Source organism: Geomonas subterranea (assembly GCF_019063845.1).
Lineage (GTDB): Bacteria > Desulfobacterota > Desulfuromonadia > Geobacterales > Geobacteraceae > Geomonas > Geomonas subterranea.
This window is the reverse complement of the sequence record NZ_CP077683.1, coordinates 4,590,001-4,604,083: the sequence shown is the minus strand read 5'-3', so window position 1 is coordinate 4,604,083 and position 14,083 is coordinate 4,590,001. Positions and strand designations below refer to the sequence as shown.

10 protein-coding genes and 2 rRNA genes (1 of these 12 cut by a window edge) are annotated in these 14,083 nt (G+C 58.5%); 5 read left to right on the top strand and 7 right to left on the bottom strand.

Features of this window, described 5'->3' with window-relative positions:
• Positions 1 to 415 precede the first annotated feature (415 nt).
• The 3 genes from KP001_RS20055 to KP001_RS20045 all read right to left on the bottom strand — a co-directional run bounded on the left by KP001_RS20055 (position 416) and on the right by KP001_RS20045 (position 2,941).
• Positions 416 to 943, bottom strand: coding sequence for a DUF4142 domain-containing protein (locus tag KP001_RS20055; RefSeq protein ID WP_217287284.1), 528 nt, complete (start codon positions 941 to 943; stop codon positions 416 to 418).
• A gap of 207 nt (positions 944 to 1,150) precedes the next feature.
• Positions 1,151 to 1,936, bottom strand: coding sequence for an Fpg/Nei family DNA glycosylase (locus KP001_RS20050; RefSeq protein WP_217287283.1), 786 nt, complete (start codon positions 1,934 to 1,936; stop codon positions 1,151 to 1,153).
• 78 nt (positions 1,937 to 2,014) lie between these two features.
• Positions 2,015 to 2,941 carry a DMT family transporter gene (locus tag KP001_RS20045; protein ID WP_217287282.1) on the bottom strand — a complete coding sequence of 309 codons (927 nt, stop codon included), beginning with the start codon at positions 2,939 to 2,941 and terminating at the stop codon, positions 2,015 to 2,017.
• A 220-nt stretch (positions 2,942 to 3,161) separates the two neighbouring features.
• Here KP001_RS20045 and KP001_RS20040 point away from each other — a divergent pair, with 220 nt between their 5' ends.
• The 3 genes from KP001_RS20040 to KP001_RS20030 are packed head-to-tail and all read left to right on the top strand — an operon-like array spanning position 3,162 to position 6,517.
• Positions 3,162 to 3,497 carry a hypothetical protein gene (locus tag KP001_RS20040; protein ID WP_224963303.1) on the top strand — a complete coding sequence of 112 codons (336 nt, stop codon included), beginning with the start codon at positions 3,162 to 3,164 and terminating at the stop codon, positions 3,495 to 3,497.
• Positions 3,487 to 4,362 carry an HDOD domain-containing protein gene (locus KP001_RS20035; protein WP_217287280.1) on the top strand — a complete coding sequence of 292 codons (876 nt, stop codon included), beginning with the start codon at positions 3,487 to 3,489 and terminating at the stop codon, positions 4,360 to 4,362. Before KP001_RS20040 ends, KP001_RS20035 begins: the two co-directional genes overlap by 11 nt.
• On the top strand, positions 4,349 to 6,517 hold the full coding sequence (locus KP001_RS20030) for an ATP-binding protein (RefSeq protein WP_217287279.1): 2,169 nt from the start codon (positions 4,349 to 4,351) through the stop codon (positions 6,515 to 6,517). Before KP001_RS20035 ends, KP001_RS20030 begins: the two co-directional genes overlap by 14 nt.
• Before the next feature lie 69 nt (positions 6,518 to 6,586).
• Here KP001_RS20030 and KP001_RS20025 read toward each other — a convergent pair whose 3' ends face one another.
• Entirely contained in the window at positions 6,587 to 6,892 is a 306-nt protein-coding gene (locus KP001_RS20025; protein ID WP_217287278.1) for a hypothetical protein, read from the bottom strand.
• Positions 6,893 to 7,194: 302 nt separating this feature from the next.
• On the opposite strand from KP001_RS20025, the gene KP001_RS20020 reads away from it, so the two are divergent.
• Positions 7,195 to 8,793: a methyl-accepting chemotaxis protein gene (locus tag KP001_RS20020; RefSeq protein WP_217287277.1), complete on the top strand. Its 1,599-nt coding sequence runs from the start codon at positions 7,195 to 7,197 to the stop codon at positions 8,791 to 8,793.
• Between the two features lie 64 nt (positions 8,794 to 8,857).
• On the opposite strand, the gene ung is transcribed toward KP001_RS20020, so the two are convergent.
• Positions 8,858 to 9,550: a uracil-DNA glycosylase gene (gene ung / locus KP001_RS20015; RefSeq protein ID WP_217287276.1), complete on the bottom strand. Its 693-nt coding sequence runs from the start codon at positions 9,548 to 9,550 to the stop codon at positions 8,858 to 8,860.
• A 251-nt stretch (positions 9,551 to 9,801) separates the two neighbouring features.
• Between ung and KP001_RS20010 the strand changes: the two genes are divergently transcribed.
• A complete protein-coding gene (locus tag KP001_RS20010) occupies positions 9,802 to 11,331 on the top strand; it encodes a radical SAM protein (RefSeq protein WP_217287275.1) in 1,530 nt (509 codons plus the stop codon).
• A 133-nt stretch (positions 11,332 to 11,464) separates the two neighbouring features.
• Here the strand turns inward: KP001_RS20010 and rrf are convergent.
• Positions 11,465 to 11,581 (bottom strand): 5S ribosomal RNA (gene rrf / locus KP001_RS20005).
• 134 nt (positions 11,582 to 11,715) lie between these two features.
• Positions 11,716 to 14,083 (bottom strand): 23S ribosomal RNA (locus KP001_RS20000); it runs 589 nt beyond the window's last position.

The window sequence follows — 14,083 nt, the reverse complement described above, 5'->3', positions numbered from 1 at the left end:
ACATCATTTTGCAGCCAAAGCCCCACTCCCACGAGGTGGGGCTTTTTCACGGAGGAGACATGATGCTGCGGCTTTCGAGGAGCGGGAGCGGCTGACCCGCTACCTGGGACGGGCGCCGGAGGGCGCCAACTGGGAGGTGATCACGCTCGCCCTGATGTCGGTGGCGCGGACGGCGGTCACCCAGATGCAGGACCTGCTGGAAGGGGGGGAGGAGTCGAGGATGCCCCCCCCGGGATGACCGAGGGGAACTGGCAATGGCGGTTGCCCCACTCGTGCGACCTCGCGGGTGTTGCGGCTCGCCTGGCCGACATGACAGTCAGGTACGGCAGGGCGCGCTGAAAAAAAAGAGGGGCTTCGTCCCGGGACGAAGCCCCTCCCTGTTGGCACCCCGTGCGGCTCGCCGCCGCCTTATTTCCTATTTCTCGGTCACGCCCAGTTTGTGGGCCATGTCCCTGGCATGTTGCAGGTGCTGCTCCAGCACCGGGAGGGTCTTGTCGATCCATCCCTTCAGCTCCGGGTCCTTCGCCTTCTTGCTTTCCTTGGTGAATTTCTCCACGTCCTTCTTGTGGTCCTTCAGCATGGCCTCGGCGTACTTCTTGTCGAACTCGTCGACGGAAGCCTTGTTAAGCTTGTCGACGGTAGCCTTGTGCTTCAGTTCCAGCTTGGTCGGCATCTTCATCCTGTTGCCCACCACGCTTTTGAGCTCTTCGTTGGCCTTGCCATGGTCGGTGACCATGCGCTGGGCGAAATCCTTCACCTCCTGAGATTTGCCCTTCTCCTTGGCCATCTGCCCCAGTTCGACCTCCATCATCCCACCGCTGGCCGCTCCCTTCACGAACGATTTCTCGCCCATGGTCAGCTTCTCGACCGCCAGCGCCGGGAGCACCAGGCTGCAGACCGCAAACAGGGAAACCACCGCCATCCACACCAGTTTTCTCTTCATGTTGCCTCCTTTTCTTGTGGCCGAAGCCGACGATGTGTCAGATTAGCAAAATCTAACCATCTAAAAGTAGCGGCGATCGGTCTCTTGTCAACCGGCGGGGAGCCGGCAGCCGGAAGGCGACAGGTGCAGGAAACGAAAAAGCGCCCTTGCGGGCGCTTGAGGCGGGCCAAACGAAAACGGGGAGGGGGACTGTGCGAAGGCGGGCCGTTACTGGAACAGCTGTTGCTCCTCCGTGTAGTAGGTACGCTTGGACTGCACGTTCTCCTTGATGATCCTTGCGCCGGTGGGCGAGCTCTTCAGCTCGGGACGGTGCACCTTCAAAAACTCCCGGTACTCGCCGGACACCATGTCCGGGTGCCGCTTCCTCAGTTCGGCTATGGCATCTTCGAGCACCTGCGGGATGGCATCCGCCAGGGCCCGGACCGCCTCGGGGGGAAGCTTTCCGGCGGGGGACTTGGGGGAGATGCGCGCGGTCCAGAGTATCTCGTCGGCGTAGGCATTGCCGATACCTCCGATCTGGGCCTGGTCGAGCAGCAGCGCCTTGATGAGAGTCTTCGGTTTCTTCCGGCACAGCTGCTCCAACTGTTCCGCGGTAACGGCGAGGGCGTCGGGTGCGTCCTTTTCCTCGCCCGGATTGAGCGCCACGCTGGCCCACCCCTTTTCGTCTGCGACGCCAAGGACGGAACCGTCGTCGAAGGTCACGGTGAGCACCGGGTAGCGCAGGCGGTCCAGGCGGCCGGCATCGGTCAGGACGAAGCCTCCGGTCAGCATCAGGTGCACCCGCACGATGTTGCCGTTGCCGAAACGGAAAGCGACCTGCTTGCCCGCTCTCTCCACGCCGGTCAACTCGGCTCCCGCCACGGCGTCACAGAGTTCCGTCTCGGCGACGTTCAGTTTTCCCCTCTGGTGGTACGCCGCCTTGTGGACCCTCTTTCCGGTCAGGGCCTTGGCGAGATTTTCAGCGTACACGGTGAGGTCCGGGAGCTCCGGCATACGTTCCTCCTTGACGGCACGAGATCACTGGGTGAGCGTAGCCCGTAGCGGCGCGATGTCAACGCCGGGGCAGCGGGGTCAGTCGGCGGCGGCACCCTCGGCGCGGTAGTCGATACCAAGCTGCCGCTCGCGCAGGCGCTTCACCGACAAGGGGAGCACGACGGCCGCGAAGATAAGGGCGCAGCCGGTCCACTCCTCGGCGGTAAGCCGCTCGCCCAAAAGCAGCGTCCCCCCCAGCATGCTCCAGACCGGGTCCATCGTGTAGATGAGCCCCGCCTTGGTCGGGGTGGTGTAGCGCTGGTAGGTGTTCTGCAGGGTGAAACAGATCACCGTCGGGAAGATGGCGCAGTAGACGAGCGAACCAAGCGAAACCCAGGTGACGGAGAGGGGGGGCGAGGGAAAGAGCAGGTCCAGGCCCCCCCCCACCACGGTCACCGTGGCGAACTGGACGAAACTCAGCAGGTAGATGTCCTCGTCACGCAAAAGCTTCGACACGGAGATGATGTGCAGCGCGATGAACAGCGCGCAGAGGGTCGACAGAAGATCCCCCTTGTTGAAGCCGTCCACGCCGCCGCGGGCCAAAAGCCACAGGCCTGCCAGGGCCAGCATCAGCCCGGCCGCGCTCAAACGGTCCAGCCGCTCGCGCCAGAAGGCGAAGCACAGCAGCGGGATCAGGAGCACGAAGAGGTTGTTCAGGAACCCGGCCCGGGAAACGCTGGTCCCGCTCACCCCGAGGACGAAGGAAAGGTTCGTGGCGGCGAGGGCGAGACCGACTATGAGCCCGGTCCTCAAGGTGCGCTTGTTAAAGCGCTTAAGCCGCGGCAGGCACAGTATCCCCATGAGCAGCGTCGCCAGGGCGAAGCGGTAGAACAGGAAGGTGACCGGTGGGATTTCGCGAAAGCCGATCTTGTTGAAGATGAAACTGCCGCCCCAGAAGACGGTGGTCAGTATCAGCCAGAAGGTCGCTTTGGATGAGCGGTAATCGTCGTGATGTGATTTTTGCATCCGCATATTAAAGACAGGGGTGACCGCGGATGTCAACAGTTGTGACGCGGGGGCGGAGATGGCTTAGAGTTTTCTAAACGTCGTCTGAGAGCTGGGCTCAATCTTCTCAGAGTTCAGAGGGGCCTTCATCTTCACTAAAGTTGAACCTGGCACCGGCCGATACTATCAAGACTGGCTCTGTTGCAGCCAGCGCCCAAGAAGAGGAGGCTTCGCCTTGGCAGTGGTCCACATCGACAACCTCACCCCCGGCATGGTCCTAAGCCGCAACGTCTGCGACCGCAGCGGCCGTATGCTCCTTCCCGCGGGAGCCGAGCTCACCGAGAAGCATTTCTCCATCTTCCGCATGTGGGGCGTCCTGGAGGTCGAGGTGGCCGGGGACGCCATCGTCGAGGAGACCGAGACGCCGCCCCCCCTGAGCCAGGAGATCGACCCGGCGCTCCTCGCCCAAGCGCGGGCGGAGATGGAGCGTCTGTTCATCTACAACGACCCGGAGCATCCCGCCATCAAGGAACTGATGCGCATCTGCACCGAGAGGAGGGCCACCCGTGCTGCGTAAGCCCCAACTTTCGGTGGAGCACATGGTGGACGACGTCTCCACCATCCATTCTCTTCCCCTTTTCTATTCCCAGCTGTCGGAGGCGATCGATCATCCCCGCAGTTCCATCGGCGACATCGCCAAGATCATCGCGGAAGACCAGGGGCTCACGGCCAGGATCCTCAAGCTCGCCAACAGCCCGCTTTTCGGCTACTTCTCCAAGATCGATACCATCACCCAGGCAGTGACCATCATCGGCGTCCTCCAGGTGCGCGACCTGGCCCTGGCCCTCTCGGTCATGGACGTCTTCAAGGGGATCCCCGAGGACCTGGTGAACATGGAGCAGTTCTGGAAGCACAGCATCGCCACCGGACTCGCCGCGAGGCTGCTGGCGACCAGCCAGCGGGAGTCAAACCTCGAACGGTTCTTCGTGGCCGGCATACTGCACGACGTGGGGCGACTGGTGATGTATGTAAAGGTGCCGGAGATCTGCCTGGAACTGCTTGAGCATTGTCGCGCCACCGGGACCCTGTTGCACCGTGCCGAACGCGAGAGACTGGGCTTCGACCATGCCGAGGTCGGCAGCGCCCTCCTCAAGCGGTGGAAGATTCCCCCCAGGGTGGCCGAGCCGGTAGGCACCCACCACGACTGCGGCAAGGGGGACCAGTACCCCAGGGAGGGGGCGATCCTGCACTTCGCCGACCTGATCGCCCACGCGCTGCAGATAGGAAACAGCGGCGAAATCTTCGTGCCGGAACTGGACCACGGCGTATGGGAACGGCTGCAGATATCCAGCTTCTACCTCCCGACTCTGGTGAAGCAGGTGGACGCCACATACGAGCAGACCGTGTCCGCTCTCTTCGGGGGTGAAGATGCCACCCGGTGACCCAAGGGACATCCAGATACGAAGGCTCCAGGAGAGGGTCAACTTCCTCGAGGAGACCAATCTCAACTACCTGAAGACCCTCGACGTCCTCACCGCCTGCAGCGACTTCCAGTCGGACATCTACAGACTGAAGGAATCCTCCTTCGTCATCAAGGCCGTCTTCGGGCAGTTGAGGAGGCTGATCCCTTTCATCACCCTCTCCATGTTCGGCATCGACGAGGACTCCTCCTTCGACCTCACTGTCTGCGAGCCCGAGCGAGCCAAGGCGAGCGTCAGGAAAGAGGTCGAGGCAAAGGTGCAGGACGGCACTTTCGCCTGGGCACTCAACCAGAACCACCCGGTCGTGGTGCCCACCATCTCCGGGGCGGAGACGCTGGTTTTGCACGTTCTCGCTACCAACAGCCGCATCAGGGGGATGTTCGCCGGCATCATGCCCGGCAACCACGTGAACACCGAGGTCTCGACGCTGAACGCGCTGAGCAGCATCCTGATCAACACGGCCTACGCCGTGGAGAACTCCGAGCTCTACGACATGCTCCAGGAGCACATGCAGAACCTGGAGCTCAAGGTGCAACAGCGGACCACGGAACTGGAGCACGCACTGGTGCAGGCTGAGGCCGCCACCGCCGCAAAGAGCATCTTCCTCGCCAACATGAGCCACGAGATCCGCACCCCCATGAACGGCGTGATCGGCCTTGCCAGGCTGCTCATGGAAACTCCCCTGGACGAGGTGCAGCGGGACTACCTCGGGTCGCTGTCCGATTGCGCCGAAAGCCTGCTGACCATCATCAACGAGATACTCGATATATCGAAGGTGGAAGCAGGCATGATCACGCTGGAGAAGATCGTCTTCGACCTGCAACGGTTCCTGCTGCGCTCCCTGCAGCCCTTCATACTGCGCGGCCAGGAAAAAGGGGTGCAGGTCCGCCTGGAGGCGGGCCAGGGGCTGCCTCAACTGATCGTCGGGGACTCGGTGCGCATCGGCCAGGTGCTGGGAAACCTCGTCGGAAACGCGCTCAAGTTCACCCACAAGGGAACCATCACGGTGAGCTGCCGTCTGCTGGAACACACAGCGGGAGGGGTGCTGCTGAAATTCGCCGTCGCCGACACCGGGATCGGTATCGCCCCGCAGGCACTGGACGTGATCTTCGAGAAATTCTCCCAGGCGGACAGTTCCACCACGCGACTCTACGGAGGCACCGGGCTCGGGCTCTCCATCAGCAGAAGCCTCGTCGAACTCATGGGAGGCACACTCGGCGTCGAGAGCCGGCTTGGTGAGGGGAGCGTCTTCAGCTTCACCTTGCAGGCGCGGCTACCGCTTCCGGGAGAGATACCGACCGAAGACGCGGAGGAAACCGCAGGCGAAGCCATCACGCCATTGAGCATTCTGCTGGTTGACGACGTGCCCATCAACCAGCTCATCTCCTTGAAGCTCATCGCCAAGACCGGCAACCACCAGGTCGACTGCGCCGCGAACGGTGAGGAAGCGCTGGAGAAGTGGGGACAGTCCCCTTACGATCTGATCTTCATGGACGTGCAGATGCCGGTCATGGACGGGCTTGAGGCGACCAGGATCATCCGCTGCCGTGAAAAAGGAACCGGGCAAAGGGTGCATATCTGCGCCATGACCGCCAACGCCATGAAGGAGGATGTGGAGGTTTGCCGCCAGGCCGGTATGGACAGCCACATCTCGAAGCCGGTAAGGGAGAAGGAACTGAACGCGGTGATCAGAAAGATCTGCAACGAGGTGGAGCGTCCCTCGTCCTCTCCGGATGCACCCGCCGCCCCGGTACAGGTTGCTCAGGCGCCTCCCGACGAACCCGACTTCGACCTGGGGGATCTCCTGGAGCGGCTGGATGGCGACGAGGAGCTGGTCGGCCTGTTCGTCACGAAGTTCATTGAAGCAGCGACCGGCCACCTGCACCAGTTACAAGAAGCGCTCCAGCGGGGGGACCATGAAGAGTGCTACTTCAAGGCCCACACCATCGCCGGCACAGCGGCCAACATGGGCGCAGCACGCGTGCGCAAGATAGCTGCACAGATGGAACAGGCCGCCAAGAACAAAGAGGTCGACCTTTTGCCCGCACAGTTACAACAATTGCAGGAAGCTTTCGCGGCGTTTGTGGCGGTAACCGCCGTCCACAAAGAATCATGAGCAACAAAAATGGAGGCCTGACTGCAGCCTCCATCTTCGTATAATCCCTCTTTTTAAGCGAACGCGCGTTTACCCGCCTCCCCTGGTCAGGACCTCCATGGTTTGAATGGCGTCTTTCAGCTGGAACTCCAGTTGTCTCAGCTCGTCCCGGGTGTACACGCCGGTCCCTTTGGCTATCTCGCGGTGAAGCCTGTCGATTCTTTGCTGCAGAGAATCAACGCTGTCCCGGCAGCTCTGTGCCACCAGCAGGCACTGGTCTTTCTGAAAACTTTCACCCGCGTTCATCCCCATGCCTGTATCTGAGGCCACTACAGGAAGGGCGGATATGAGAGTGACCGCGGCAAGGACACTTAACTTACTGATAATGCCTTTCACGACGAACCTCCTTTTACACTATATTTCAGCATATTATGAGTATAAGTGCACCGCCTCTGACTTTGCAAGTGATTTTCCATATCATCCACAGCCTATTGAATAGGACCTGCGGAGCCCCCCTGATACAGATTCCGATGGAACCTATGCCAGTTGCGAGCTACAACCCGCCCCTTCAATGACATCCGGCATACTGTATACAAAAATAGCGTCAAATTACCTAAACATTCTAGCGGCTAAGCCGAAATGTAATACAAACCGACGGAACTATTACGTCCACCATCAGCGCCAAGAGGTGTGCATTAATGAACATCAGCAAAAAGATTTTCATCGCCAACGTGGCTATCGTCCTGATCGCCACCATCACGACGTCAGCGGTCACGCTTTATGTGATCAGGAAAGAGATCACCCGCCAGGTCACCGTCGGACTCACCTCGCGCACGAAGGCGTTTCGCGAGCTGGTCGCGCCGAACGGCTCCGGGTTCGCAGTCGTGGACGGCAAGCTGCAGGCAAACGGCGCGGTCCTCGACGGCCGCAATGATTTGACCGATAAAATGAAGGAGATATTCGGAGGTGAGGCCACCATCTTCCGGGGCGACCTCAGGGTAGCCACCACGATCAAGAAGGATGACGGCAGCCGGGCCGTAGGGACCTCCCTGCAGGGGGGCGCGAGGGAGGCGGTTATCGAGCGGGCGTCCGCCTACGTCGGTGAGGCCAAGATACTGGGCACGCCCCACTTCGCCTCGTACCTGCCGCTATTGGACAACCAGGGGAAAGTCATCGGCGCACTGTTCGTCGGTGAGAAAAAATCGCAATTCCTCGCTGTCTTTGACGATCTGAAGTACCTGAGCCTCGGCATTTCCGTGTTGCTGGCGGGGCTTCTGGCGCTGGTCGCATTCCTAGTCATGCGCAGGGCGCTCGAGCCCATGCGGGCACTGATCGCAACCCTGAAACACGTCGCCGAGGGGGACGGCGATCTCACCCGGCGTCTGGCTGAGTCCGACGACGAGATCGGGACGGCGAGCCGGTACTTCAACCTCTTCATTGAGCGGGTGCACGCCATCGTCCAGACCGTTGCCGACAACGCCAACTCCGTCACCGAGGCGAGTTCCGAACTGCACCGCAGCACCGAACAGTTGGCGCGCACCACAGAAGAAGTCGCGGGACAAACCGAAACCGTCTCTACCGCCGGGGAAGAAATGGCCGTGACCTCTGCCGATATTTCCAGAAACTGCCTTCAGGCGGTCGAAAGCGCGGAGCGCGCCTGCGACATGGCCACCATCGGTTCGGCCGACGTGGAGCGGAGCATCCGCGGGATGCAACTCATCAACGAAAAGGTGCGCCTCACGTCTGAAAGCGTCAGCAGCCTGGGTGCCATGTCCCAGCAGATCGGGGAGATAATCAACACCATCCAGGACATCGCGGACCAGACCAACCTGCTGGCCCTCAACGCAGCCATCGAGGCAGCCCGGGCCGGTGAGCAGGGGCGCGGCTTTGCCGTCGTGGCCGATGAGGTACGCAGCCTGGCCGAGCGGACCACCCACGCCACCAAGGAAATAGAGGGGAACATCCGCTCCATTCAGGACGAGACCACGCGGGCCGTTCAAGTGATGCAGGAAAGCGCCAGGGAAGCTGCCAAGGGGGCCGAGGATTCTGTGAAGTCGGGGCAGAGCCTTGAAGGGATCCTGAAGCAGATCAGCGAGGTCACCCAGCAGATAGGACAGATAGCGACCGCAGCCGAAGAGCAAAGCGCGACCAGCCGTGAGATCAGCAACAACGTGCACCAGATAACGGGGATCATCCAGGGGACGGCGAGGGCCAACCGCGAGTCCATGGCCACAGCAGACAAGCTGAACTCACTCTCGGCAAACCTGAAAGGCCAGATCAGCCGCTTCAGCTACTAGAATATTTCCACAGGCGGATACACGAACGGCCCGGCATCATGCGCGGGCCGTTCGTATTTTTGGGTCAGGGGAGACGCCAGTCAACCGGGTCCAGGCCGTGCTGAACCAGGTAGGCGTTGGCCTTGGAGAAATGCCGGCACCCGAGGAAGCCCCGGTGCGCCGAAAGCGGTGAGGGATGCGGAGCGCGCAGCACCAGATGGCGCGCTTCGTCGATGACTGCGCCTTTCTTCTGAGCGTAAGCACCCCACAGCATGAAGACTACGTGCTCCTTCGTCTCGTTCAAAACCGCGATCACCCGATCAGTGAAGGTCTCCCATCCTCTCCCCTGGTGTGACGCCGCCCTGCCCGCTTCCACGGTCAGCACGCTGTTGAGCAGCAACACTCCCTGATCGGCCCACGCCCGGAGGTGGCCGTGCTTGAAGTCAGCCGGTGCCAGTCCCAGGTCGCTCTGAATCTCCTTGAAGATATTGACCAGGGATGGAGGAATCTCTATTCCGTGCTGTACGGAGAAGCAGAGCCCATGAGCCTGGTCGGGGCCGTGATACGGGTCCTGACCGAGGATGACGACCCTCACCTGGTCGAAAGCCGTTGTGTTGAATGCGCTGAAGTATTCACTCCCCTTCGGATAGATGACTTTCCGCAGCGACATCTCCTGGCGCAGGAACTCTTTGAGGTCCCGCATGTAAGGTTTCTCGAACTCGCCTTCCAAGCGGGATTTCCACCCCGGCTCCAATCGTATCTGTGCTTCTGTCGACATCGTACCAGCTCCGCATACTATCCATGGAATACGGAAGAAGTTAGCATATCCTCCACCTGTGAGCCAAGCCGAATCTATGCCTCCGAACCCCGCCACACAATCACTGCCTCCCAGTCCAGGTCATCATCAACTGTCCGTCGTGCAACATTTGTTGCAGGAAAGGCAAGCGCCGCAACGCACATTGACAGTTTTTAATGCTGAAGTAGACTGGTGTGGTTGAAAAACCGAGGTGTAACTCGAGGGAGGAGACCATGCCATTAGAATGTGCTGTTTTAGGCAAGGACATACCTATCACAGAAACCACTGTCCCCGTAATTTCTCCTTACTGGCGGTTGAAAAGAAATGGTCACTGGGCCCTGCTTTGCCGCTACGAGCACGAGCAGGTGCGCTACGCCATGCTGTCCCCCAAGATGGGCGCGACACTCGCACTGATGGACGGCAGGTTGACCTTCAGACACCTATCCATGATCACACACTACGCATTCGATCTGGAGTCACAGGAAAAGGCCGAGGAGTTCGTCACGCGGGTGATCATGGCAGCCAACAGGGAGGAAGACGCCGTTGTCAACATGACCTCTGAACTGGAACCTTATGTCAAGCGTATCGACCCTTTCGACTTCGCCGTGAAGGCCTCGAAATGGAAGACTCAAGAAAGACCGGCGGTCCCGATCTCGCTGAACCTCATGTTCTCCAACGACTGCCACACAAAATGCTCGTACTGCTTTGCCAAAGGGCATTGCGTTCCGGAAAGCAAACTGTTGTCAACGGAGCGCTGGAAAGAGCTGCTGCGGGAGGCGAAAGCATTGGGAATTGACCAAGTCTCGCTCTCGGGCGGGGATCCGCTTTTCAGGAAGGATGCTCTGAAACTGATCGAGGAATTGATCGACCTCGACATACTCTTCGCACTGTCCACTAAATGCTATATAACCGAGGACATAGCAGACAAGCTGGTCTCAATTGGTATGACGCAACCCGTTAACCAGTTCGTGCGCGAGATCCAACTGAACCTTGATCCCGACGAACCGACAGCGGACAATCTGGCTGGCAGCCCGGGTTACTATCACAGGGCCGTACACAGCATCAGGAACCTTCTTAAAAGAGGCTTTAACGTGAGGGTAAAGGCTGTGGCAACGGCTCTCACCGCTCCCCACATCTACGATTGGGTCGATGAACTGCAGGACATGGGCGTGCGCCAGATCTCGGTGGCGGCGTACAACAGAGGCCTCTACGGCAGCAACGACAGGCTGAGCCTGGGCAAGGAAGACAGAAAATCAATCATCGACCAGTGCCGCCGCGCCAGGGCCGATTTTCCCGAGATCGACCTGCGGACTATAGGATGCGAACCTGGCGAAGACAGGATTGGCGTACAGAGACGGACGACCGCAGAACCATTGGAAGCGCTCCCGGATGAGGAAGCTGAAATTCACGATAAGATCAGGCGGTGGAAGACTGAGGACCATTCCTTTGGCGCACGAAGCAGCATGACGATCACACCGGATGGAAAGGTCATGCTCTATGACACCGTACCCGAGGACGAAGCCCTGTTCGTCGGGGATGTAACCGACAACTCTATTCAGGATGTATGGAACAGCGAACCTCTCTTGAATTATCCGTTCCCGAAGACCGAACAGTTCAAAGGGGCAGCGTGTTACGACTGTCAGAACTTGGCAAAGTGTCAGAGTAAGGCTGGATATTGTTTCCGGGATGCTTACTTCAACTCCGGGACCGTATTGGTCCCGCCGGCCCAATGCCCCATGCTACAGGGCGAAAGCACGGTCTGACTGGACGCCAACACCGTGCGAGGTATCGAAGAAGGGTGCTGGGCTTACAGCCGGTCCAGGAAGCAGAAGTTGAAGGGTCAGAACGCGAAAAAGCCCCGCCTGGACGAACCTGGCGGGGCTTTTTCTATTAAATTCCCTGCGGCGACCTACTCTCCCACACCGTTACCAGTGCAGTACCATCGGCCCTGAGAGGCTTAACTTCCGTGTTCGGGATGGGAACGGGTGTGACCCTCTCGGCATAGCCACAGAGAAACTCGTGGTAAGGGCGAATGATTATTCACCCCTACAGTCTATTTCTCTTCAATTGCATCATCATGAATGTAGGTTGCAGCATCGGCAGTTTATGATCGGGGTGGAGGACCACCCCCTCTCTAAGAATTTTTTATGGTCAAGCCTCACGGCCGATTAGTACCGGTAAGCTGAACGCATTACTGCGCTTACACACCCGGCCTATCAACGTTGTGGTCTACAACGGGCCTTTAGGGGATTGCTCCCAGGGATACCTAATCTTGAAGGAGGCTTCCCGCTTAGATGCTTTCAGCGGTTATCCTTTCCGTACATAGCTACCCAGCGACTGCTCCTGGCGGAACAACTGGAACACCAGAGGTACGTTCAACCCGGTCCTCTCGTACTAAGGTCAACTCTTCTCAAGTATCCTACGCCCACAGAAGATAGGGACCAAACTGTCTCACGACGTTTTAAACCCAGCTCGCGTACCGCTTTAATTGGCGAACAGCCAAACCCTTGGGACCTACTTCAGCCCCAGGATGCGATGAGCCGACATCGAGGTGCCAAACCTCCCCGTCGATGTGAACTCTTGGGGAGATCAGCCTGTTATCCCCGGCGTACCTTTTATCCGTTGAGCGACGGCCCTTCCATACAGAACCGCCGGATCACTAAGACCTACTTTCGTACCTGCTCGACTTGTTGGTCTCGCAGTCAAGCTCCCTTATGCCTTTACACTCTACGGCTGGTTTCCAATCAGCCTGAGGGAACCTTCGCGCGCCTCCGTTACTCTTTGGGAGGCGACCGCCCCAGTCAAACTACCCATCAGACAGTGTCCCCGATCCGGATGACGGACCTGGGTTAGACATCCAAACAAACCAGGGTGGTATTTCAAGGTTGACTCCACCGAGACTAGCGTCCCAGCTTCAAAGTCTCCCACCTATCCTACACAAGCTTATTCGAATGTCACTGTCAAACTGTAGTAAAGGTGCACGGGGTCTTTCCGTCTTTCTGCGGGTACTCGGCATCTTCACCGAGAATTCAATTTCGCTGAGCCACTGGTTGAGACAGCGCGGAAATCGTTACGCCATTCGTGCAGGTCGGAACTTACCCGACAAGGAATTTCGCTACCTTAGGACCGTTATAGTTACGGCCGCCGTTTACCGGGGCTTCGGTTCAAAGCTTCACCTTGCGGCTAACAAATCCCCTTAACCTTCCGGCACCGGGCAGGCGTCAGACCCTATACGTCGTCTTGCGACTTTGCAGAGTCCTATGTTTTTAGTAAACAGTCGCTACCGCCATTTCTCTGCGACCCTCTTCAGCTGTGCGAGCGAATCGCCTTCACCAAAAAGGGCATACCTTCTCCCGAAGTTACGGTATCATTTTGCCGAGTTCCTTAACCAGTGTTCTCTCAAGCACCTTAGGACATTTATCCTCACCCACCTGAGTCGGTTTACGGTACGGTCACCTGCTGTCTGAAGCTTAGAGGCTTTTCTTGGAAGCATGGGATCAACGACTTTACGGGGATACCCCTCGTCATCAGTTCTCAGCGTTGAATGGAAGAAGGGATTTGCCTCCTCTTCCCGCCTACGACCTTAAACCTGGACAACCAGCGCCAGGATCGTCTACCCTACTCCGTCCCCCCATCGCAACAACAGGTGGTACGGGAATATTAACCCGTTTCCCATCAACTACGCCTTTCGGCCTCGCCTTAGGGACCGACTAACCCTACGCAGATTACCTTTACGTAGGAAACCTTGGGTTTTCGGTGACAAGGTTTCTCACCTTGTTTTTCGCTACTCATGTCAGCATAATCTCTTGTGATACCTCCAGCCGTCCTCACGGTCGACCTTCGCAGGCTTACACAATGCTCCCCTACCACTTGATCCTTAAGGATCAAATCCGCAGCTTCGGTACTATGCTTAGCCCCGTTACATTTTCCGCGCAGACCCACTCGACCAGTGAGCTATTACGCTTTCTTTAAAGGGTGGCTGCTTCTAAGCCAACCTCCTGGTTGTCTGGGCATTTCCACATCGTTTTCCACTTAGCATAGATTTTGGGACCTTAGCTGGCGGTCTGGGCTCTTTCCCTTTTGACTACGGATCTTATCACCCGCAGTCTGACTCCCACAATAACAGTTAGCGGTATTCGGAGTTTGGTTAGGTTTGGTAACCTGGTGAGGCCCCTAGCCCATCCAGTGCTCTACCCCCGCTACTTACTTTGTGAGGCTATACCTAAATATATTTCGGGGAGAACCAGCTATCTCCGAGTTTGATTAGCCTTTCACTCCTATCCACACCTCATCCCCTGGCTTTTCAACGCCAGTGGGTTCGGGCCTCCACGAAGTGTTACCTTCCTTTCACCCTGGACATGGATAGATCACCCGGTTTCGGGTCTACCCCCTGCAACTAATTCGCCCTATTAAGACTCGCTTTCGCTGCGGCTCCGTTCCATGAACTTAACCTCGCTGCAAAGGGTAACTCGCTGACTCATTATGCAAAAGGCACGCGGTCACACTGGATTGCTC

Bases quoted from the DNA above. Each gene is read 5' to 3' on its own strand.
- KP001_RS20055 (WP_217287284.1), bottom strand. From the start codon at position 943: ATGAAGAGAAAACTGGTGTGGATGGCGGTGGTTTCCCTGTTTGCGGTC.
- KP001_RS20050 (WP_217287283.1), bottom strand. From the start codon at position 1,936: ATGCCGGAGCTCCCGGACCTCACCGTGTACGCTGAAAATCTCGCCAAG.
- KP001_RS20045 (WP_217287282.1), bottom strand. From the start codon at position 2,941: ATGCAAAAATCACATCACGACGATTACCGCTCATCCAAAGCGACCTTC.
- KP001_RS20030 (WP_217287279.1), top strand. From the start codon at position 4,349: ATGCCACCCGGTGACCCAAGGGACATCCAGATACGAAGGCTCCAGGAG.
- KP001_RS20020 (WP_217287277.1), top strand. From the start codon at position 7,195: ATGAACATCAGCAAAAAGATTTTCATCGCCAACGTGGCTATCGTCCTG.
- ung (WP_217287276.1), bottom strand. From the start codon at position 9,550: ATGTCGACAGAAGCACAGATACGATTGGAGCCGGGGTGGAAATCCCGC.
- KP001_RS20010 (WP_217287275.1), top strand. From the start codon at position 9,802: ATGCCATTAGAATGTGCTGTTTTAGGCAAGGACATACCTATCACAGAA.